Genomic DNA, 21,877 nt, shown 5'->3' on the forward strand with positions numbered 1-21,877 from the left:
AAAGGGGATTGCTGCCGGAAAAGTTAAATTCTAATGAATATATCTTCTGACACAGAAATTCTGTTGCAAGATCGAGGGTAGATAGACAAAAACTCAAGACATCGGGGCCAGGAACTTTTAACCAATGACAGTCAATTGGGATTTTGATCTTTTCGGACTCGATATTCTTAAGCAAATTCTATCTAGTATCTTCGCTTCCCAATAGAGAGAAGTCTATGCAAGAAGTTTATATCGTGGCCGCTGTCCGGACTCCAATTGGTCGTTTTGGTGGGGGATTAATGGGATTATCCCCGGCCGATTTAGGGGCAACAGTGATGAAATCCGCCCTAGAAATCGCTAATTTGCCCCCAGAAGCCCTAGATTTGTACATTTTCGGCAATGTTTTGGGATCGGGCCACGGCCAACTCATCCCTCGACAAGCGGCGATTAAAGCGGGAATTCCCGTAAGCGTGGACGGATATCGGGTGGATATGGTTTGTTCTTCGGGAATGATTGCCGTTAGTAACGCTGCTACCTCGATTCGCGCCGGAGAAGCGGATCTCGTCCTCGCTGGTGGTATTGAATCCATGTCCCAAACTGGCTTTTTTCTCTCCCATCGGGCCCGGTGGGGTTATAAATTCCTTATGGGTGCGCCGGAACAATTAACCGACCTATTACTGCACGATGGCTTAACCGATGCTACCACGACTGAGGGCATGGGTTCCCAAGTTGATCGCCTCTGTCTAGATCGCGGGGTTTCTCGGCAAGCATTAGACGAAATTGCCGCCTTATCCCACCAAAGAGCGGCCACAGCCACAGAAAAAGGCTGGTTTAAGGGCGAAATCGTGCCAATTGAGCTTAAATCTAAGAAAGGTTCCACAATTCTTGATCAAGATGAGGGTATTCGTTCCGATAGTACCCCGGAAGGTTTAGGAAAACTGCGGCCGGCTTTTAATCCGTCGGGAGTTTTAACCGCAGGGAATAGTAGTCAGATTTCCGATGGGGCCGCCGCTATCCTTTTAGCCAGTCAAAAAGCTGTGGATCAGTACGGTTTAAAACCAATTGCCAAAATCCTTGGCGGCGCTGTGGGTGCTGGCAAAACCGATCGCTTCCCAGAATTCCCCGTCCTAGCGGTGAAAAAATTGCTGGCATCTTTAGATAAAACGATCGAAGATTTCGATTTAGTGGAAAATAACGAAGCTTTTGCCTTAAATAATCTGCTTTTTGAGATGGATCTGGGGTTAGCGAGGGAAAAACAAAACGTTCACGGTGGTGCGATCGCCTTGGGTCATCCCATCGGCGCTTCCGGAGCGCGAATTCTGGTGACGTTAATTAACGCGTTGAAAGTACAGGATAAAACCCTCGGTATGGGGGCCATCTGTCATGGGACCGGTGGCGGAACAGCGATCGCAATTGAAAGAGTTTAGGAGGAAAAAGCTATGGTATCTCTGGGACTAGAGGAGAAAGTTATCGTCGTTACCGGCGGAAATCGAGGCATTGGGGCGGCTATTGTCTCTCTTTTGATAGAATTGGGGGCCAAGGTGGCCTACACGGATTTAGCCACGGATAATCCCCAGGGTTTAGGCATTGTCGCCGACGTGACTAAGTTGGAATCTATGGAAGCGGCAGCTCAACAAATTGAAGCGGAATTGGGACCAGTGTACGGCATCGTCGCTAACGCGGGGATTACCAGAGATAACTTTTTCGCTAAATTAACGCCGCTAGATTGGGATTTAGTGATTAATGTCAACCTAAAAGGGGTTAATCACACGATTAAACCGTTTATTGAGGGAATGTATGAACGACAAGCGGGATCGATCGTTTGTATTAGTTCTATTTCCGGTGATCGCGGTAATGCCGGCCAAACTAATTATGCGGCCACAAAAGCGGCAGTTATCGGTTTAGTCAAATCCTTAGCGCGAGAAGCTGCCCGTTATAATATTCGCGCCAATGCGATTGCGCCAGGGTTTATTAACACGGAAATGACTTTAGCGATTCCCGATAAAGTTCGCGATAAAATCACCGCCGAAATTCCCTGTCGTCGCTTCGGTGAACCCGCAGATATCGCCTGGGCAACTGCCTATTTGCTCTCTCCTGTTGCCAGCAGTTATGTCTCTGGAGAAGTCCTCAGAGTTAATGGGGCTCATCACACCTAATCAGTTATCAGTTATCAGTTATCTAATTCAAAGATGGAAAATGTGTTGGTTATTGTCCCTGCTAAGTTGCTTGATAGTAGCATAAATCTATGAAATTTCAATGGGATCAAGACAAGGCAAATAACAACATCAAAAAACATAGTATATCTTTTGAAGAAGCAGTGACCGTATTTGGGGATTCATTGGCCGTAACGATTTTAGATCCCGATCATTCAGTGGGCGAGTTTCGTTTTCTGACGATAGGACAGTCAAAATCACAAAAGCTGTTAGTCATATCCCATACAGAAAGAGAAAATGAGATTCGCTTAATTAGCGCCCGTTTAGCTAGTAAACAGGAGAGAAAAAATTATGAATCAGGAGTCTGAAGAAACGGTTAATGACGAGATGCGGACTGAATATGACTTTTCTGGTGGTATTCGTGGCAAATATTATGAAGCTTATCGACAGGCTAGTAATGTGATCATTCTCGATCCCGATGTGGCGGAAATTTTTCAAGATTCAGCCTCAGTCAATGAAGCGTTAAGATTACTAGCAAAAATTGCCAAGTCTGGAAAAATATGACTTATCAGTTATCAGTTATCGGGTGTAGGGTGGGTTAGTAAACTAGCGAAATCAGCGTTAAAGGAAAAGGGCAAAAATAATGGATAAACCGACACAAGCTTGGAGTGAGATGGCCGCCGATTACGTCAATCTTTGGACGGAAACCGGGGCAAAAATGTGGTCAAGTTGGTTTGATATGATGGGGGCGATACCGACTCCTATGGGCAATATTAAACCAGAATTGCAAGAGGCAACCCAGCGCTATTTTGATAATCGGGATTTATTGATCAAATTCCTAAAATTATCGATGGAAGCTTGGGAAAGTATCTTTCCGAAAATGCAAACAGGAGAAGACTGGCAAACAATTTTAGATAATTATACCCAACAGATGCGCGGTCAACTGAATAGTTTTACTACTACCACTTCCCAAAGTAGTCAAGATGTCAGTCAACTATGGACAATTTACCTGCAACAATTACAAAGTCTCAATCATTTATGGTTCGATCCTTTCGTCCTGTCAAATGACACAATAACCAAAGCTTGGTTAGGTAACACTTCTTCCTTGATCGAACTCAATAATATCTATTGGCAGAAGTTTTATGATGAAACTTTTGGCCAATGGTTACAGATGCCTTTATTGGGATTGCCACGAGAATTTAACCGCAAATTACTCGATAGTTTTGAAACTTGGCGCGTTCTTTATCAAGCTAGTATTAACTATCAAATTGTGCTGGCTGATATTCAAGTTAAATCCTTTGAAGCTTTAACTAAAAAATTAGTTTTCCTAGCAGAAAAAGGTCAACCTGTCAAGAATTGGCGAGAATTTCAAGATGTGTGGAGTGTCGTCGCTGATGATATTTTTGAAAAGGCTTTTTGTCAACCAGAAAACCTAAAAGTAAGGGGAAAATTTATTAATTCCCTCAATGATTATCGCCTCAAACAGCAGGATTTAATGGAAATTTACCTGCGATCGATGAATCTGCCTACCCGCAGCGAAGTCGATGAAATTCATCGGACTATCTATGAATTACGCAAAGAGGTAAAAAGTCTCAAAAAAACTTTAGGAGAAAAAAAAGCAGTAGAAAGTAACAATTAGTTAATTGTGCTTGACAATAAGTTATCAGTTATCAGTTATCAGTTATCAGTTATAATCCCCACTTCCACACTTTTCTAGGAGAATTAAATTATGTGGCCATTTTTGACGCAAGTAAAACTGGAAGATTTTACCCAAGATTATCTAGAATTAACTCAGAAAAATCTCAAAGGTTTAGACAATCTCAAACGAGTTAAAGAAGAAGATATTGAGTGTGGAGTCTCGGAAAAAGAAGCAGTTTATCGGGAAGATAAAATCATTCTCTACCACTTTAAACCCGTGGTCGAAAAACCCTTCGAGATTCCCTTGCTGATGGTTTATGCTTTGGTCAATCGTCCCTACATGGTAGATTTACAGGAAGGGCGTTCTTTAGTAGCAAATCTGCTGAAATTAGGCTTAGATATCTACTTAATTGATTGGGGATATCCCACCAGAAGCGATCGCTGGTTAACCCTTGATGATTATATCAATGGTTATGTGGATAATTGCGTCGATTTTATTCGTCAAAGTCACCATCTCGACAAAATTAATCTGTTAGGAATCTGTCAGGGGGGAACCTTTAGTTTATGCTATAGTTCCCTCTATCCCGATAAGGTAAAAAATCTGGTGACAATGGTGACACCGGTGGACTTTTATCAAACCGAGACCCTCTTAAATATGCGCGGGGGGTGTTCCTTGGGAGCCGAAGCATTAGACATCGATTTAATGGTAGATACCATGGGCAATATTCCGGGAGATTTTCTCAACTTAGAGTTTCTGGAATTGAAACCTTTACAGTTAGGTTATCAGAAATACCTCGATTTTCCTGACATCATGGAAGACGAATCAAAATTAGTTAATTTTCTGCGTATGGAAAAATGGATTTTTGATAGTCCCGACCAAGCGGGAGAATCCTACCGACAGTTTCTCAAGGATTTCTATCAGCAAAATAAACTGATTAAAGGGGAAGTGATGTTAGGAGATAAACGGGTAGATTTACACAATCTGACCATGCCAATTCTCAATCTTTACGCAGATAAAGATCACCTTGTGCCTCCCGCTTCTTCCCTCGCTTTAGGGAATTATATCGGTACTTCTGACTATACCGCTTGTGCTTTCCCCGTCGGACATATCGGAATGTATGTCAGTGGCAAAGTGCAACGGGATTTACCCCCCGCTATTAGCGATTGGTTGAAAGCAAGAGGTTAACAATCCTCGCAGCTATCCCCTTTTCCCAGTTTGGGAGAGGGGTGTAACACAATACAACACATCGATAAAAAAACATCTACGGGCAGTAAAATAAACTTTTGTAACAGAGGATGTTAAGCACTGTTGCAAGATCGGGCAGAATCGGAGGATATCGTTCCTTTCGGCTAAACCCCTGTGGTACACTGCAAAGCGTACTCGCTCGTAAGTATGTAGGAGAAAACCTGAGTGTTAAGAGTCGCTGTTGTGGGTTCAGGGCCGGCCGGTTCTTCGGCGGCAGAAACATTAGCTAAAGCAGGCATTGAAACCTATTTATTTGAACGCAAATTAGATAATGCTAAACCCTGTGGTGGAGCGATTCCTCTCTGTATGGTGAGCGAATTTGACCTACCTCCTGAAATTATTGATCGCCGGGTGAGAAAAATGAAAATGATCTCCCCCTCGAACGTCGAAGTCGATATTAATCTCGATAATCAAGACGAATATATCGGAATGTGTCGTCGGGAAGTCCTCGACGGTTTTATGAGAGAACGCGCCCATAAATTAGGAGCGCATTTAATCAACGGAACCGTTTACGGTCTCGACATTCCCACCAATAGCACCGATCCCTATACCCTACACTACGCCGATCACTCCCACGGCAATTCCCAAGGGGAAATGAAATCTCTGAAGGTGGATATGGTTATCGGCGCCGACGGTGCTAATTCTCGCATTGCCAAAGCTATTGATGCCGGGGATTACAACTATGCGATCGCTTTCCAAGAACGCATCCGTCTTCCCCAAGATAAAATGGCCTACTACGAAGATCTGGCCGAAATGTATGTAGGAAAAGACGTATCCCCCGACTTCTACGCTTGGGTATTCCCCAAATACGATCACGTCGCCGTCGGTACTGGCACAATGAAGGTCAATAAAGCCATGATTAAAGACCTACAAGCTGGTATTCGCGCTCGCGCGGCCCATCGTCTGGAAGGAGGCGAAATCATCCGCGTGGAGGCTCACCCCATCCCCGAACATCCCCGTCCTCGTCGTGTAGTCGGTCGTGTGGCCCTCGTTGGCGATGCTGCGGGAACAGTTACTAAGTCTTCGGGAGAAGGCATCTATTTCGCCGCTAAATCAGCGCGGATGTGTGCGGAAACCATTGTCGAAGTCACCAACGGTGGCCAACGTATTCCCACAGAGGACGAGTTAAAACTCTACCTCAAGCGTTGGGATAAGAAATACGGTATGACCTATCTGGTATTAGATATCCTGCAACGGGTTTTCTACCGTACCGATGCCACCCGGGAAGCTTTTGTGGAAATGTGTTCCGATAAGGATGTACAGAAGATGACTTTTGACAGTTATCTCTATAAAACCGTTGTTCCCGCTAATCCTCTCGTACAGATGAAGATTACTGCTAAAACCATCGGTTCTCTCCTGCGCGGTAACGCTTTGGCCCCTTAAAATCCATTGATAACCGGAAAACCCAATCTCCTCATGGCGGTGGTTGGGTTTTCTTTTGGGTTGTTTCTTCCTGTCTTCTCTAATTCAAATAAAAATATCGAAAAAATATTTGATAAGCTGTTCATAATTTAAATGCGCGGGCAGCTGACAGTACAGTTTATGCCCTTTTGTTAAAGGGGAAGTCAAGATATATGGTGTAAATGCGCTACTATTTAATGGCAAAGCCGTCCTCAAGAGACGGGGTTTCGGACTCAATTTTTCGATGACCAGAGTAAATGCGAAGTTAATTATTCATGGGGGAGCGAGTTCCCTAGAGGATAAAGGTGGTTTAGAATCAGTGCGCGATTCTCTCCGGGGGATTGTTAAGAATATTTACAACCTCCTTGACAATGGTGCTAGTGCTGTGGAAGCGGTGACAAAAGGATGTATGTTACTGGAGGATGAACCGCGATTTAATGCTGGGACCGGTTCGGTGGTGCAATCGGACGGTCAGGTGCGAATGAGTGCAGCCTTGATGGATGGTCGTCACCAGCGTTTAAGCGGTGTCATTAACGTCTCGCGGGTACAGAATCCCATTAGCCTGGCTCAATTTCTCCAAAGTCAAGAGGATCGCATTCTCTCGGAAATTGGGGCTGCAGATCTGGCCCGAGAATTACAAATTCCCCTCTATGATCCCCTAACCGATTATCGGATTCAAGAATGGATGGAAGAAAGAAAGACGAACTTTAATCGCAAAATGGCCCGTTTATTCGCCGATTCGTCAGCACAACGGGGAACTATCGGGGTGGTGGCCCTTGATCAGCAAGGAGACATCGCCGCCGGAACTTCTACCGGGGGGAAGGGATTAGAAAGAATCGGTCGCGTTAGTGACAGTGCCATGCCGGCCGGCAATTATGCCAATCCATGGGCCGGAGTAAGTTGTACGGGGGTCGGGGAAGATATTATCGATGAGTGTTTAGCCGCTAAGGTGGTCATTCGCGTCACCGATGGTTTTTCCCTCGCCGCTGCCGTGGAGAAATCGATGCACGAATCCCAAACTAATGGTCGGGATCTGGGCATGATTTCCCTTGATCGTCAGGGTAATATTGTTTGGGGGAAAACGGCGGAAATTCTCTTGGCTGCCTATCACGACGGTCAGGCGATCGGTGATACCCTAGAATGGCACGGTGAAAACGCGGGTTTAATCGGTCATGTCACCGTCGGATAGTGGAACAAACTGCGATCGAGCCTAGTCCTTTTGGTTAATCTGTGCAAGATACTTCTTTGCGAAAAATCTCCGTGTGGCAATATATTATCCCTATTTTTGACCCCGATGTGAAAAACTGGTCAGCCGAAGCGCGATTATTGCGCTGGATGACTTTTTTGTGGCTGTTAGTCGGGTTAGTCGTGCTTTTTTCTGCTTCCTACGCTCTGGCTGACAGTCGCTTTGATAACGGACTATACTATTTTGTCCGCCAATTAATCTGGCTTTGGATTGGCCTAATTGGCTTTAATTTCCTGGTGCGATTGCCGATCGAGAAACTCCTCAAAATCGCCCCCTGGATGATTTTATTAGTTTTAGGATTAATTTTGATCACTCTCATCCCCGGTTTGGGAGCTAATATCAACGGTGCCACCCGTTGGATTAAAATCGGGCCGATTCTCTTGCAACCGTCGGAATTTATGAAACCGTTTCTTGTCCTGCAAGGAGCGGCAGTTTTCGGTGGATGGCCGCGTTTAAATGTCAATCAACGGTTAACTTGGATCGCTATTTTTGGGCTAATTCTAGCCAGCATTCTCTTACAACCTAACTTGAGTACCACTGCTCTGTGTGGTATAACTCTCTGGCTGATCGCTCTTGCCTCCGGTCTGCCTTTATCCTACATGACCAGCACCGCTTTACTGGGTTTAACTATGGCTGTGGTTAGTGTTACTTTCCGCGAATACCAGAGAAAACGGATTTTATCTTTCCTAGACCCCTGGCAGGATCCCCGGGGGGACGGTTATCAATTAGTGCAGAGTTTACTGGCGATCGGTTCTGGCGGAACCACTGGCAGCGGTTACGGTTTATCCCAACAAAAATTATTTTATCTACCCTTCCCAGATACGGATTTTATTTTCGCTGTCTTTGGCGAGGAATTTGGTTTTATTGGCGGTATTTTACTGTTAATCATGCTATTTCTCTACGCTACTCTCGCCCTGATCGTGGCGGTTAAATGTCGTCATCGCATCAAAAAATTAGTGGCGATCGGGGCGATGGTAATTTTAATCGGTCAATCCCTGTTAAATATCGGTGTGGCCACTGGTTCTTTACCCACTACGGGCCTACCTTTCCCTCTCTTTAGCTATGGCGGCAGTTCCAGTTTAGCCAGTCTCTTTTTAGCCGCCCTCTTAATCCGGGTGGCCAGGGAAGAAAATGACCCCGATCCAGTTCCCACCAGTAAAAAAAGTCCTCAGAAAACTGTCTCGGTTTTCAGTCATCAGTGATGGATTGGGAATTATGAAGTGGGGTGTGGGAAGAATAAATAAAAATAATCTCCTATCTCCTGACTTCTGACTCCTAACCCGATATTGGTCAAAGATAAGTAAAAATTATTGATTGATACCAAAAACTTGAGAATATTTAAATTAACATTCCGCAATATTTACAAATTCTTAAAAATTAATTGAGAAAGATTTTTATTTAACAACGATGTTATCATGGTTACAGCGATTTTACTGAATTTCATAGTGGGCAGTTCTGTGCTTTTTTGGACAGCAACGCTTGAAACCCTTGCCACAGCTAGAAGTTAATCCTAATCAAGACGGGTAAATTAGTCAATTTCACCCACAACGATGATCTTTTTTTTGTGTAGTTTTATTGCAAAAAAAAAGTTTTTTTGACAAAAAGCACAAAGTATGATGCTGTCAACGGACTTCGTGGGTGTTGAGGGGAGAGAGGGGAGAAGGAGAGCAGAGAGAATAAATAAAAACAATCTCCTGATTACTGATCACTGATTACTGATTACTGATCACTGATTAGGTGTCACCTGATCGATAACCTTGAGAGTGCCGTCATCATTAACAGTCCAGACATCGTAACTACCGACCACATCGCCATTTTCATCGATATCCACATTGCCACTGGCCCCCTGATAGTTAATATCTTCGCCTTTGCGAATCATTTCCATGGCTTGACAAGCATCGGTTACTTCCGTCCCAGGACCATTAGCCACCTCACGAATCTTGCTTTGAATCCCTTCACCAGTGTTAGATTTAGCCGCCTCAGCTGCTAACATCAATAAAATCGCCGCGTCCCAAGTATGGGGAACAAAAGCAGTGACATCCTTGCCAGTTTTTTCTTTCCAGAGGCTAGTAAAAGCGCTTAAAGCTTGACCGTCGGCCCCGGGGACAGTGCCTAGGGCCCCAGCAATAATTGACTTACCATCGGTTCCTTTGCCCACCTGTTTGGTGAAATCTTCCGAATAAACCCCATCAGTGAGGAGGACGGTAACTCCTTTGGTCAACCCCTGTTTATAGGCCGCTTGTAGCAATAAACTGCCCGTTTCAGCGTAAAGGACTGCCGCTACAGCATCCGGTTGGTTAGCGAAGGCAGCCGCCGCTTCACTATCGAGAGTGGCAGCTTTCGGGTCATAACGGACGGGATTTTGCTTATTAGTGATCGTGCCACCTAATTTATCGAAAGCGCTCACGAATTCCCGTTCAAATCCGACTCCATAATCGTTATTGATCACGACGGTGGCCACATTTTGAAAACCCTTTTTCTTAGCTAGGACTGCTAAAGCTTGAGCTTGGTAGGTATCAGGGGGAGCCGTCCGCGCCCAAAAACCTTTAAAATCGCCTTTTTTCGCCCTGTCAGTAAATACAGGACTGGTGCTACCCGGAGAGACTAACATAACTTTATTTCTCACCGCCACATCGACGGCTGCTCCCGAGACGCTACTGGCAAAGGAACCGATCACACCAGCTACTTTATCCACCTCCGCTAGTTTGGTCATCGCTGAAGCACCGGCGGCGGGATCGGTTTGGTCATCTTCTTTCACCAGGGTGACGGGTTTGCCATTGACTCCACCACAGGCATTGATAGTCTCCACCGCTAGGGCGGCTGCTTCGGGCATATTTTGACCAATAGCGGCTAAATCTCCAGTAATGGGCAGTAAAGCCCCTAATTTTAGTCCCTCATCACCGGGAGCAGTGGTGGTGGGACTAGAGGCAGTGTTATCGGGGGTTTGGGCATTATTACAAGCGGTTAAAAAATTAGCTAAGAGGCTGATGCTCAGGGTTAAGGCTAGGGGCGATCGAATATATCTCTGCATGGCAGTAAAATCAAGGATGAGTTAAGGTTGCAAGGCTGAAAAACCCGGACTGGGAAAATTCTAATCGATGTTAGCATTCTCTCCAAATCAAACAGGTTTTCATCTTAATTTAGATATTGATGGAAAAAATGGCTAATTTGTTCGATCTATGCCGTCGGGTGTGGGGTGTGGGAAGTTTTTTCAGTGTTGCCAAAGGCACGGCGTAGCCGTCCAGTGATCAGTAAACAGTAAACAGTGAACAGTGAACAGTGAACTGAAAACGGTTCTTTTTGTTTGTGTTAGGCAATGGAGAGGGTTATAAGGGATGAAACCCTTATATAGAAAGACATTGATGGGATCTTGGTCAATTATTTTCCCCCTCTAACGAACTAATCAATTAAGTCTCTTGCCAGATAAGAATTTAGTCGATTTATGCCACCCGATCGAAGCAGACCAAGTAACGAAGAATCCTGAAAACTCGCATCTGATAACTGGTAACTGATAACTGATAACTGAAAACCCCACTTAGGAAGCTTTGGCTAAAACGGTCTTCTGGTTTAAAAACTGAATTGCCGTTTGGTATTGACTATCTTTTTCGGTGCCGATTTCCTGATATGTGATCGGTTCCTGTGCCACCACTTGATCGGGCATAATTCCTAACTTATGAATATCATGGTGAGCGGGAGTTTCATATTTCGCCACGGTAATCGCTAATCCTGCCCCATCGGGTAACTCGAATAGGGACTGAATTAATCCCTTACCGAAAGTCTTTTCTCCCACTAAAACCCCTCGTTGATTGTCCTGTAATGCTCCGGCTAAAATCTCGCTGGCACTGGCGGTTCCCTGATTGACTAAAACGACTAAAGGCGAGTCGGTTAAAGCATTGCCAGAAGCGGCAAAACTATCGGCAATTCCCTCGCGATTAACCGTATAAACGATCGTTCCCTGATTAATCCACATCCGAGCGATTTCTATGCCCGCTTGCAGTAAACCACCGGGGTTATTTCTTAAATCTAAAATATAACCCTTGGCTCCTTGTTTTTGTAAGTTCGTCACAGCTTCCGAGACTTCTTTGGCAGCGTTAGCACTAAATTGATTTAAACGCACATAACCGATGGGCAAGGAACTAGAATTTTTATCTAAAACCGCCACCACTGGACTTAAAGAAATGCGTTGGCGGGTTAAAGATAGGGTTTTTGGTTGACTTTTTTGATCGGGAAGAATGACTAAGGAAACTTCTGTTCCGGGTGTCCCGCGCATTTTGGATGCTGCTGCATCGAGGGTTAAAGTAGTGGTATCGATACCATCAATAAACAAAATGCGATCGTGGCTAGTTAAACCAGCGGCCTCAGCAGGAGAACCAGCAAGGGGGGCAACCACTTCTAAGTAACCATTGTCAGGATTGATATTAATTTGCAGTCCTACCCCCGATAATTCCCCCGTGGTGCTAATTTGTAGGTTATGGTATTGATCCGGTCGCAAGAGACGGGTAAAAGGTTCATCGAGAGTGGCTAACATCTGTTCGATCGCATTATAGGCCGCCGTCCGATCGTTAAGGGGTTTTTTGATGAATTGTTCCCGCACCTGCCACCAGTTTTGATGATTAAAGGTGTCATCATAATAGGATTGGTTGACTAATCGCCAAGATTGCAGTAATAATTTTTGTTCTTCGCTAAAGGCGGCTGCTGTGGGTGTCCATGCCATCCAAGTCAGACAAAACCAAAATCCCACCAATAATCCCGCCCACAACGATTTTTTTCTCATCTTGCTTCTCTTATAAATCCAGTGCTGATCTGCTGATTATTTTCAGTATAGTCTTTTCTCTGAAATCGATTCGGCTCTCCCGGGTTTGGTGGATAAAATGTATTCTAAGATACAGTCCTGTGGCCGAGCGCGTAGAGCGAACCACAGAGACACAAAGGACACAAAGATCGATCGTTCCTGATAAAAAAGAGGGTAGTTATGGTTAACTACCCCAAAAAATTCTACTAGATCGGTGCCATTAAGCGATCGCTTAATTGTTCAGCCACTAGACAGCCACAACTTTTTTGCTGACTTGGGTTAATTGCCCTTTAGCATATTTGGCTGCGTAGTCATCGAGGGACATTTGTTTGATTTTGCTGGCGTTACCGGCGGTACCAAATTGTTGATAGCGATCGGCACAAACTTTCTGCATATAGGTGATCGAGGGTTTCAGGAAGGAACGGGGATCAAACTCTTTCGGGTTGCTGAATAGTGCTTCACGAACTGCGGCAGTAATTGCTAAACGGCAGTCGGTGTCGATATTGATTTTACGCACACCACTCTTGATGCCTTTTTGGATTTCTTCCACGGGAACACCGTAGGTTTCAGGGATAGCGCCACCGAATTGGTTGATTAATTCGAGGAGATCTTCGGGAACCGAGGAAGAACCGTGCATAACCAAGTGAGTATTGGGTAAGCGGTTATGAATTTCTTCAATACGGCTAATAGCGAGAATTTCGCCGGTGGGTTTGCGGGTAAATTTGTAAGCGCCGTGGCTAGTACCAATGGCTACTGCTAAAGCATCTACTTGGGTTCTTTCGACGAAATCCACCGCTTCATCGGGATCGGTTAACAGCATCGAGTGATCTAATTCTCCCTCAAAACCGTGACCGTCTTCTGCTTCTCCTTTACCGGTTTCTAAGGAACCTAAACAACCGAGTTCCCCTTCCACACTAGCACCGATCGAGTGGGCAACTTTTACTACTTCAGCAGTAACGTTAACGTTATACTCGTAGGTGGCGGGAGTTTTAGCATCCGCTTCTAAGGAACCATCCATCATGACGCTGGTGAAACCGTTACGGATCGCCGAGTAGCAGGTGGCGGGTTCGTTACCGTGATCTTGGTGCATCACGATGGGGATATGAGGATAGGTTTCCACCGCGGCGGTGATCAAGTGACGCAGGAAGTTTTCCCCTGCATATTTGCGCGCACCGCGAGAAGCTTGTAGGATAACGGGGCTGTCGGTGGCTGCCGCCGCTTGCATGATCGCTTGGATCTGCTCCATATTATTTACGTTAAAAGCGGGGATGCCATATCCGTTCTCAGCCGCGTGATCCAACAATAACCGCATGGGGACGAGTGCCATATCCTTTACTCCTTAATCTATTTCTTGTTTTTTGTCTCTTTAAATTCAAGAAAGTTAATTCTCTTACCTGTTAATCTTAAGATAGTTTTTACACTTTGACGATCCCCAAAAAAAATTTTTCTAGGTTTCGTCCTAAGATGACCACAATCTCCGTTGCGCTGGTCCTTTAAGTAGTTCGTGTGTATCAAATAGCAGTCGGGGAATCGGCAATTTTTCCGGGCAGCGAGGTAAACAATCGCCGCATTCAGTACAATTATTCGCCTTGCGTCCGGGGAACCAATGACCGGCATTTTCCAGCATTCGATAGCGATACTGGCCAAAATCGGTCATTTCGTAAGCTACTGCCAGATTCCGCAGTCTCAACACTTCAGGGATATTAATATTTTCGGGACAGGGTAAACATTGATAACATTGGCTACATAAATCTGTAGCCAATTTATCGGTTAAATGTGCCTCTAAACGCTTAAAAACGGCAAGTTCTGCCGCATCTAGGGGCTGATCTTCTTCGCATACGTTGATAATTGCCTCTAATTCCTCTGGTATCGCTGCCCCGACGCTGAGGGTAGTAATGCGCGGATCGCTCAATAAAAAGCGATAATTTAGCTCTAAGGGTGAAAAAGGGGCGCATAATTCCTCTAGCTTCTTGGGAGGTCTGTGGAGACTACCTCCCTTATCAGCAGGGGAGATAATAAACACACCCATGTCCTTGGCTTGGGCTAAAGCGATCGCCGGTTGCTGTCTTTGCCAAAAAAAATAGTAATGGATATTGACAAAAGCGAAGAAATCTGTATTGATCGTCTCCAGAATAATTTCTAGGGGTGCATGGGTAGAAAAGCCAATATGACCGATTTTTCCAGCTTCTTGGGCCATAAAAACGGCTTTCATGCAGCCTTGGGGGTCTTTAATCCAGTTTAAATGCTCGCGGGTGTTAATACCGTGAATTGCTAGACAATCGAGGTAATTTAATTGTAATCGTTCTAGGGATTCGCCGATCGCTTTTTCCATAGTTTGGCGATCGGGAGTGGGGACTAATTTCGTAGTCAGATAAACCCGCTCCCGCACCCCTTGACGCTGCAGGTAACGACCGAGAAAAACTTCGCTATTACCGTAACCTCTGGCTGTTTCTAGGTGATTAATCCCCAATTCTAAGGCGCGATCGAGTGTTGCGGCAAATACCGACTCTGAGGACAAACAGCGCATTGTCCCCAGAGAAAACAGCGAAAATTGCCAATTAGTACGGCCAAATCGTCGATAACGCATTGATTCAGTTACCAGTTACCAGTTACCAGTTACCAGTTACCAGTTAAGTAGGTAACCTCAGTTCGGGATAAGCTAAAACCCTGATGCTACCGTAGCCTGAAACTCCTATTCTTTCGTGGAAGCTATGGCAAAATTCCCTTATCCCGAACTGACGTTAAGATACAGTCTTATGGGCGAGTGAGTGGAACGAACCACTCCAGACACAAAGGACACAGAGATCGATCACTACTATATAAGTTAAACTTATCACACAAAGAATAAGACAGCCACTGATAGAGCTTACAGTATAGTGATTAATAGAAGCATTTTGCAAAGAATTATCGAGATAAAGAATGGATATTCGATCGACTGACACCTCGCTCCTTACTTGGACAGGAGATACTTTAGCCCTAGGTTTACCAGAAGGAGCCATAGAGATTGCAGGAGAATTGGCAGAATTGAACGATAAACTGGGGGGAATCCTAGAGGATCTCATCTCCGAGACGGAATTCGAGGGAAAATTAGGCAGCAGTGCGGCGACTCGTCTAGGTGGTGGGGGTCCGATTCGCAAATTAATCCTGGTGGGATTGGGAAAAACTGCCGATTTCGACCTGCAAACCCTGCGTCTAGCGGCCGCCGCCATCGCTCGTCTGGCCAAACAACAAAAAAGCCAAGCTCTGGCCATCAGTTTACCGGTAGTTGGGGATCAGTCCGCCACTGCCGGAGCAATCACGGAAGGGCTGCTGCTGGCCAATCATCAGGATACCCGCTTCAAGTCCACTAAGGAGGAAAAAGGAGCCAAATTAGCAACCGTCGAGTTATTGGGTTTAGGAGAGCAAGCATCTGCGATCGCCAAGGCCGAGCAGATCTGTTCTGGGGTGATTCTGGCCAGAGAATTAGTCAATGCTCCCGCGAACACCGTCACCCCCCTAACCATGGCAGAAACCGCCGAGCAAATTGCCAGCGAATACGGATTAAGTCTTAATATTCTGGAACAGGAAGAATGCGAAAGCTTGGGTATGGGAGCCTTCCTAGGAGTAGCCAAAGCCTCGGATATTCCCCCGAAATTCATCCATTTAATCTATAAACCCCAAGGAACCCCGAAACGTAAACTAGCAATCGTTGGCAAAAGTTTAACCTTTGATTCCGGCGGTTTGAATATTAAAGGGGCCGGCAGTGGCATCGAAACCATGAAAATGGACATGGGGGGTGGTGCCGCCACCCTAGGCGCGGCCAAGGCGATCGCCCAATTACAGCCAGAAGTGGAAGTACACTTTATCTGTCCGGCTACGGAAAATATGATTAGTGGTCGCGCTATGCACCCCGGGGACATTTTAACCGCTTCTAACGGCAAAACTATTGAAGTCAATAACACCGATGCCGAGGGACGATTAACCCTGGCCGATGGCTTGGTTTTTGCGGAAAAATTAGAGGTAGATGCGATCGTGGATCTAGCCACTTTAACTGGGGCCTGTGTCATCGCTTTGGGGGACGATATTGCCGGTTTATGGAGTAGCGATGAGAGTCTCGCTGCTCAACTCCAAGAGGCCGCTAAATTAGCCGGCGAAAAATTCTGGCCAATGCCTCTAGAAGAAAAATATTTCGAGGGTCTGAAGTCTCCAATTGCCGATATGAAAAACACTGGCCCGCGCCCCGGCGGTTCCATTACAGCCGCTTTATTTTTGAAGCAATTCATTAATAATACTCCCTGGCTCCACCTAGATATCGCAGGACCCGTCTGGTCCGACAAAGAAAATGGCGTTAATAATTCCGGGGCCACTGGTTTTCCCGTCCGCACTCTAGTTAATTGGGTAATGGCCAATAATTAAGTTATCGGTGATCGGTAAGCGGTATTAAGTGAGGAGTATTTTCACTGATTACTGTTTACTGATCCCTGAAAAATCTGCCCCACCCCTGACCCCTATCTCAAGGTCGCGAGAGGACTCCCGTTAAACTGCGTAGCGGTTAACGGGAGATGAATCGCGACCAGAATGAAACTAACGCGGTAGCGTTTCCACTTTCGGGGAGTTTTGGTTCTCGACGTATTTTTTTAGTTGTTCGACAGTAACGTCGCCACAACTAGCCACGAAATAAGCTCCCGCCCAAAAATAGGGTTTGTTGTCGAAATACTTTGCCGCCAAATCTGGAAATTCTTGTCTAATTAAGCGACTACTAACTGTTTTAAGGTTAGCGATTAGTTTGGTCCATGATTGTAATCAGTTGAAATATTGGGCGGTAAGTGTTACAATTTAACTATACATCACATCACGAAGCTAACGACAGTGATAACGCTTACCTATCAGTACAAACTAAAGGTAAACAAGAAACAGGAACGAGAGATTGTCCACATTCTTGATGTTTGCAAAAGCGTTTATAATTACGCGCTCTCGGAACGGAAAGATTGGTTACACTCTCGAAAGTGTCTTGCGGATCGTTGTTCGTTAGTTTCCGAGTACATAATTCCTGCGGATGACCCCTATCCAAATTACTTCGTTCAAGCTAAAAATCTAACGGAAGCTAAAAAAATCTATCCGATATTAAAGACGGTTAACGCTCAAGTCTTACAGCAAGTCTTAAAAACTGTAGATAAAGCTTTTGACCATATAAAATCGAAAGGCTTCGGCTTTCCTAGATTCAAGAAAAAGATGCGAAGTTTTATTTTTCCCACGCTGTCAAAAAACTTCTTAGGTGACGAATACTTAAATTTTCCACAATTGGGAAAAATTCGGATTAGGAAATCCAGAAAGTACCCGTCTGGGTTTGAGCCTAAACAAGCTCGAATTATCCAAAAAGCGTCGGGATTTTACGTTTTGGTTTCTTTCCAATCTACGGAATTAGTTCCCGATATGACAGTAGGGAAGACCTGTTTAGGAATTGACGCGGGAATTGAGAGTTTTGTCGCTACTTCACGGGGAGATTTAATCAAAGCCCCTCGATTTTTGTTGAAAGTACAGAGTAAGCTTAAATTGCTACAAAGACGCTTGAAACATCAAGTCAAAGGCTCGAACAATTGGTTAAAACTCCAAGATAAGATAGCGAGATTACACGAAAAAGTGTCTAATACTCGTAGAGATTGGCATTTTAAGTTAGCTCATTACCTTTGCGATCTCGCTGATAATATCTTTGTTGAAGATATTAACTTCGTTTCCTGGTCTAGAGGGATCGTTAGAAAACAATCTCTGGATTCAGGTATCGGTAGTTTTATTAACGAGATATTACCGTTTGTCGCTTGGAAACGGGGAAAATATTATCTTAAGGTTGATAAAAACGGAACCTCGCAAGAGTGTCCGAATTGTGGCGCAATTACTGGTAAAAAAGCGTTATCGGAAAGAGTTCACTGGTGTGATTCTTGCGGCCACATTGAACCGAGAGATACGGCATCAGCGAAGGTAATTGAGAACCGAGGAAAAAACGCGGTCGGACTGACCGTGTTAGAAAACGCTCGCGGAGGCGATTTGACGGGGATCGACTGGGTTAAACTCGGTCGATCTAGTTAAAAGCCTAAGAACCGAGAATCCCCCGCTACACCGCGCGAGCGGTTAGCGGGGGAGAGTCAATCCCCGATAACTGATAACTGCTAGACTAATTGGGTGATGCTTGCAAGATTAATAAAACCAGTGTCGAGATTAGAATGCAGGGACTTTTAAGAAAACTTTGGCGTGCGATCGAAAACTTTTTTACCCGACTTTTGGGGGGACAAGGGGGAAAGGGGAAAGTACAAGCGATCGAATCTGTTCCCCTAACCGATACAGACTACGAGTTTCTCTATATGGAGTTACTCGATGGGGTGGCCCACGGTTGGCACGAAGGCAGAATTCTGAGATTTTTTGAGAAATTGGGCGATCGAGGTCGGCAAAAAGATTGGGTAGAATGGTTAGAGCTCTTTGGCACCCGTCTGCAATCCTCCGCTTCCCTTAACCAAATTCTCGCCACCAGAATGATCCGTTTGGGAGAATTAGCTCGCGCTTTCCCCGGGATTGAACGTATTGGTGAAGCTTCCTACGAGATCGGTTATCAACTCTACAGCAAAGAAACTGCCACTTTAATCTGGGAATACGCCGGGGAAGATGAGGCCCCGGGCAGTTATTCCCTGCCGCAACCCCCAGAAAATCTCTTATATTCCAGTGAAACTAGCGATTTTAACGGTAATGACCCAGAAAATCCCCAATTAGAAACCCTCACCCTCGATGAATTATTTGACCGTCTGCAAAACGATTCTACCCTAGCGGGCCAAATGGCCGAACAATTGGGCATCGAAAATAAGGACGCAGAAAGCATTATTGATAGTCTCATCGCTCAATTTTCCGCCCAGGAAGGTAAAAACCCTGAAACTGCCGAAGATTGGTTTCATCAGGGCTTAGAACAGGCAAATTTAGGCAATTGGTCAAATGCGATCGCTGATTGGGAACAGGCCTTAAAGATCGATCCCCAATTAGCCTCGGCCTGGCATAATCGTGGTAGTGCCTTAGCCATGATCGGTAACTACGAAGAAGCGTTAAGTAGTTATGATCGCGCCCTAGAAATCACCCCCAACGATCACCAAGTCATTAACGCTAGAGGCAGCGCCCTATACGGACTGCAACGTTGGCAAGAGGCTTTAGAATGTTGGCAACAGGTGCTAGAAGCGGACGATAATTTTTATCAAGCTTGGTACAATCGCGGCAGTACCCTAGAAAATTTGGGCGAAACCCAAGCAGCGATCGCCTGTTATCAAAAAGCTTTAGGGATTGCGCCGGATTTTGAGCTTGCCCAAACCCGTCTAGAGGCTTTACTAGAGCAAAAACCGCCCGAAGACGACGGTAATCCCCCTGCCTGATTTAATCTGAACTTGAGCAGTCAACAGCCTACAATGAGGAGAGGATAGAGAATAATTTTAATGAATCAGGCCCAGCAATGAGTATAAAAAGCAAACCTCCTTCACAATCCCGCCTGATCGGTAATGTTTTATTAGCCGTGGGCGGCTTATTTCTGATTGTTAACCTCCTTTTTCCGCAATTATTTGGCCCTAGCGTCCCCAAAGTTCCCTATAGTCTTTTTATCGACCAAGTGGAAGATGGCAACGTCGCTAGGGTATCCGTGGGACAGAATGAGATTCGTTATCAGCTTAAAAACGACCAAGAGGGCAACTACGGACGAGTTTTCAGCACTACACCGATTTTTGACCTAGAATTGCCCAAACGTCTAGAAGCCAAGGGCGTAGAATTCGCCGCCGCACCACCGCCAAAAAATGGCTGGATTGGTAGTGTCCTTAGTTGGGTGATTCCTCCCCTGATTTTTGTTGGTATTTGGCAATTTTTCCTCGCTCGCAGCGGTGGCGGTGGTCCAGCTGGGGCTTTATCGATTACCAAAAGTCGCGCTAAAGTCTATGTGGAAGGAGACACCACCAAAACCACTTTTGAAGATGTGGCCGGTGTGGAAGAAGCGAAAACCGAATTGGCCGAAATCGTCGAATTTCTCAAATATCCCCAACGTTACATTCAAATCGGGGCGCGGATTCCCAAGGGTGTCCTCTTAGTCGGTCCGCCGGGGACAGGAAAAACCCTGCTGGCAAAAGCAGTCGCAGGAGAAGCGGGGGTTCCTTTCTTTAGTATCTCAGGTTCGGAATTCGTGGAACTCTTTGTCGGTGCAGGGGCAGCCCGAGTGCGGGATCTGTTTGAACAGGCCAAGAAAAAAGCCCCCTGTATTATTTTTATCGATGAATTAGACGCGATCGGTAAATCTCGCGCTAACGGTAATTTTATGGGGGGTAACGATGAACGGGAACAGACTTTAAACCAATTATTGACGGAAATGGACGGTTTTAACGCTGGTGATGCGACGGTGATCGTGCTGGCCGCCACTAATCGCCCCGAAACTCTTGATCCCGCCCTTTTACGCCCCGGCCGTTTTGATCGCCAAGTGTTAGTTGATCGCCCCGATCTGGCTGGACGCTTAAAAATCCTCGAAATCTACGCAGGTAAGGTAAAATTAGGCTCGGATGCAGATTTAAAACAGATTGCTACCCGTACCCCCGGTTTTGCTGGTGCTGACTTAGCTAATCTAGTCAATGAGGCCGCTTTATTGGCAGCCCGCAATCAACGCAGCACCGTCGCCCAAGAGGACTTTAATGAGGCAATCGAGCGGGTAGTGGCCGGTTTAGAGAAGAAAAGCCGGGTTCTCTCGGAAAAAGAGAAGAAAATCGTCGCTTATCACGAAGTTGGTCACGCTCTCGTCGGTGCAGTTATGCCGGGGGGTGGTAAAGTTGCTAAGATTTCGATCGTGCCTCGCGGCATGGCAGCCCTCGGTTATACCCTGCAAATGCCCACGGAAGACCGTTTCCTTATGGATGATACGGAATTACGCGACCAAATTGCTACTCTTTTAGGTGGTCGGGCCGCCGAGGAAATTATCTTTGGTAGTATTACTACTGGGGCTGCTAATGACCTGCAGCGGGCGACGGACTTGGCCGAACGCATGGTGACGACCTATGGTATGAGTAAGACTCTCGGTCCTCTAGCCTACGAAAAAGGTCAACAGAATAGTTTTCTGGGAGATGGTATGATGAATCCTCGGCGTTTGGTGAGCGATGATACGGCCAAAGCGATCGATAATGAAGTGAAAGAGATTGTCGAAAATGGTCATCAGCAGGCCTTGGATATCCTGGCTCAAAATCGCGATTTGCTCGAAGAAATTGCCCAAGAAATCCTCAGTAAAGAGGTGATTGAAGGGGAACAATTGCAAGCACTGCTCGAGCGCGTTAAACCCCTCGATCGAGAACCTGTTACTGTTTAGATTGATTTGATTTTTGCCTTACCCCATCTTGAACAAAGATGGGTTTTTTGCCATTATACTAAATCTGATTATTAAAAACTGATTA

17 protein-coding genes and 1 pseudogene are annotated in these 21,877 nt (G+C 45.5%); 13 read left to right on the forward strand and 5 right to left on the reverse strand.

Features of this window, described 5'->3' with window-relative positions:
* Nucleotides 1-215: 215 nt before the first annotated feature.
* The 9 genes from phaA (at nt 216) to H6G40_RS14150 (ending at nt 8,865) form a co-directional block, all read left to right on the forward strand.
* Complete coding sequence (gene phaA / locus H6G40_RS14110) at nt 216-1,406, forward strand: acetyl-CoA acetyltransferase PhaA (RefSeq protein WP_149974201.1); 1,191 nt, start codon at nt 216-218, stop codon at nt 1,404-1,406.
* Between the two features lie 12 nt (nt 1,407-1,418).
* A complete protein-coding gene (gene phaB / locus H6G40_RS14115) occupies nt 1,419-2,135 on the forward strand; it encodes an acetoacetyl-CoA reductase PhaB (RefSeq protein ID WP_008206945.1) in 717 nt (238 codons plus the stop codon).
* Between the two features lie 89 nt (nt 2,136-2,224).
* Entirely contained in the window at nt 2,225-2,500 is a 276-nt protein-coding gene (locus tag H6G40_RS14120; protein ID WP_103112662.1) for a BrnT family toxin, read from the forward strand.
* Nucleotides 2,484-2,696, forward strand: a complete 213-nt coding sequence (locus H6G40_RS14125) for a hypothetical protein (protein WP_002736172.1) — start codon at nt 2,484-2,486, stop codon at nt 2,694-2,696. The genes H6G40_RS14120 and H6G40_RS14125 overlap by 17 nt, the downstream gene beginning before the upstream one ends.
* Nucleotides 2,697-2,775: 79 nt before the next feature.
* Nucleotides 2,776-3,771: a class III poly(R)-hydroxyalkanoic acid synthase subunit PhaE gene (gene phaE, locus H6G40_RS14130; RefSeq protein WP_002737702.1), complete on the forward strand. Its 996-nt coding sequence runs from the start codon at nt 2,776-2,778 to the stop codon at nt 3,769-3,771.
* A gap of 90 nt (nt 3,772-3,861) precedes the next feature.
* Entirely contained in the window at nt 3,862-4,956 is a 1,095-nt protein-coding gene (locus H6G40_RS14135) for a class III poly(R)-hydroxyalkanoic acid synthase subunit PhaC (RefSeq protein WP_190537849.1), read from the forward strand.
* 225 nt (nt 4,957-5,181) lie between these two features.
* Entirely contained in the window at nt 5,182-6,399 is a 1,218-nt protein-coding gene (gene chlP, locus H6G40_RS14140; RefSeq protein ID WP_002773238.1) for a geranylgeranyl reductase, read from the forward strand.
* Nucleotides 6,400-6,661: 262 nt separating this feature from the next.
* Entirely contained in the window at nt 6,662-7,606 is a 945-nt protein-coding gene (locus tag H6G40_RS14145) for an isoaspartyl peptidase/L-asparaginase (protein WP_002737250.1), read from the forward strand.
* 71 nt (nt 7,607-7,677) lie between these two features.
* Complete coding sequence (locus tag H6G40_RS14150) at nt 7,678-8,865, forward strand: FtsW/RodA/SpoVE family cell cycle protein (protein WP_190537861.1); 1,188 nt, start codon at nt 7,678-7,680, stop codon at nt 8,863-8,865.
* Nucleotides 8,866-9,389: 524 nt separating this feature from the next.
* On the opposite strand, the gene H6G40_RS14155 is transcribed toward H6G40_RS14150, so the two are convergent.
* From H6G40_RS14155 to H6G40_RS14170, 4 genes are all read right to left on the reverse strand, one after another.
* Nucleotides 9,390-10,694, reverse strand: a complete 1,305-nt coding sequence (locus tag H6G40_RS14155; protein ID WP_002736331.1) for an ABC transporter substrate-binding protein — start codon at nt 10,692-10,694, stop codon at nt 9,390-9,392.
* Nucleotides 10,695-11,198: 504 nt separating this feature from the next.
* The gene (gene ctpA, locus H6G40_RS14160; protein WP_069473979.1) at nt 11,199-12,437 is read right to left on the reverse strand and encodes a carboxyl-terminal processing protease CtpA; all 1,239 of its coding nucleotides are present in this window, start codon (nt 12,435-12,437) and stop codon (nt 11,199-11,201) included.
* A gap of 265 nt (nt 12,438-12,702) precedes the next feature.
* Complete coding sequence (fba, locus tag H6G40_RS14165) at nt 12,703-13,782, reverse strand: class II fructose-bisphosphate aldolase (RefSeq protein WP_002751568.1); 1,080 nt, start codon at nt 13,780-13,782, stop codon at nt 12,703-12,705.
* A gap of 132 nt (nt 13,783-13,914) precedes the next feature.
* On the reverse strand, nt 13,915-15,042 hold the full coding sequence (locus tag H6G40_RS14170; RefSeq protein WP_002736676.1) for an aldo/keto reductase: 1,128 nt from the start codon (nt 15,040-15,042) through the stop codon (nt 13,915-13,917).
* A gap of 332 nt (nt 15,043-15,374) precedes the next feature.
* Here H6G40_RS14170 and H6G40_RS14175 point away from each other — a divergent pair, with 332 nt between their 5' ends.
* Entirely contained in the window at nt 15,375-16,850 is a 1,476-nt protein-coding gene (locus H6G40_RS14175) for a leucyl aminopeptidase (RefSeq protein WP_190537851.1), read from the forward strand.
* A 168-nt stretch (nt 16,851-17,018) separates the two neighbouring features.
* Here the strand turns inward: H6G40_RS14175 and H6G40_RS14180 are convergent.
* A pseudogene (locus H6G40_RS14180) lies at nt 17,019-17,225 on the reverse strand (IS200/IS605 family transposase); the annotation flags it as partial.
* A gap of 78 nt (nt 17,226-17,303) precedes the next feature.
* On the opposite strand from H6G40_RS14180, the gene H6G40_RS14185 reads away from it, so the two are divergent.
* The 3 genes from H6G40_RS14185 (at nt 17,304) to ftsH4 (ending at nt 21,792) form a co-directional block, all read left to right on the forward strand.
* Nucleotides 17,304-18,518 carry an RNA-guided endonuclease InsQ/TnpB family protein gene (locus H6G40_RS14185; RefSeq protein ID WP_123230345.1) on the forward strand — a complete coding sequence of 405 codons (1,215 nt, stop codon included), beginning with the start codon at nt 17,304-17,306 and terminating at the stop codon, nt 18,516-18,518.
* Between the two features lie 134 nt (nt 18,519-18,652).
* Nucleotides 18,653-19,837, forward strand: coding sequence for a tetratricopeptide repeat protein (locus H6G40_RS14190; protein WP_002735317.1), 1,185 nt, complete (start codon nt 18,653-18,655; stop codon nt 19,835-19,837).
* A 77-nt stretch (nt 19,838-19,914) separates the two neighbouring features.
* Nucleotides 19,915-21,792 (forward strand): ATP-dependent zinc metalloprotease FtsH4, encoded by a 1,878-nt coding sequence (ftsH4, locus tag H6G40_RS14195; RefSeq protein WP_190537853.1) that lies wholly within the window; start codon nt 19,915-19,917, stop codon nt 21,790-21,792.
* The last annotated feature ends 85 nt before the right edge of the window (nt 21,793-21,877 follow it).

It is taken from the genome of Microcystis viridis FACHB-1342 (genome assembly GCF_014698335.1).
In the GTDB taxonomy this organism is placed as follows: domain Bacteria; phylum Cyanobacteriota; class Cyanobacteriia; order Cyanobacteriales; family Microcystaceae; genus Microcystis; species Microcystis ichthyoblabe_A.

Coding starts and splice junctions, on each gene's coding strand:
- phaA (WP_149974201.1), top strand. CDS start 216: ATGCAAGAAGTTTATATCGTGGCCGCTGTCCGGACTCCAATTGGTCGT.
- phaB (WP_008206945.1), top strand. CDS start 1,419: ATGGTATCTCTGGGACTAGAGGAGAAAGTTATCGTCGTTACCGGCGGA.
- H6G40_RS14120 (WP_103112662.1), top strand. CDS start 2,225: ATGAAATTTCAATGGGATCAAGACAAGGCAAATAACAACATCAAAAAA.
- H6G40_RS14125 (WP_002736172.1), top strand. CDS start 2,484: ATGAATCAGGAGTCTGAAGAAACGGTTAATGACGAGATGCGGACTGAA.
- phaE (WP_002737702.1), top strand. CDS start 2,776: ATGGATAAACCGACACAAGCTTGGAGTGAGATGGCCGCCGATTACGTC.
- H6G40_RS14135 (WP_190537849.1), top strand. CDS start 3,862: ATGTGGCCATTTTTGACGCAAGTAAAACTGGAAGATTTTACCCAAGAT.
- H6G40_RS14145 (WP_002737250.1), top strand. CDS start 6,662: ATGACCAGAGTAAATGCGAAGTTAATTATTCATGGGGGAGCGAGTTCC.
- H6G40_RS14155 (WP_002736331.1), bottom strand. CDS start 10,694: ATGCAGAGATATATTCGATCGCCCCTAGCCTTAACCCTGAGCATCAGC.
- ctpA (WP_069473979.1), bottom strand. CDS start 12,437: ATGAGAAAAAAATCGTTGTGGGCGGGATTATTGGTGGGATTTTGGTTT.
- fba (WP_002751568.1), bottom strand. CDS start 13,782: ATGGCACTCGTCCCCATGCGGTTATTGTTGGATCACGCGGCTGAGAAC.
- H6G40_RS14170 (WP_002736676.1), bottom strand. CDS start 15,042: ATGCGTTATCGACGATTTGGCCGTACTAATTGGCAATTTTCGCTGTTT.
- H6G40_RS14175 (WP_190537851.1), top strand. CDS start 15,375: ATGGATATTCGATCGACTGACACCTCGCTCCTTACTTGGACAGGAGAT.
- H6G40_RS14190 (WP_002735317.1), top strand. CDS start 18,653: ATGCAGGGACTTTTAAGAAAACTTTGGCGTGCGATCGAAAACTTTTTT.
- ftsH4 (WP_190537853.1), top strand. CDS start 19,915: ATGAGTATAAAAAGCAAACCTCCTTCACAATCCCGCCTGATCGGTAAT.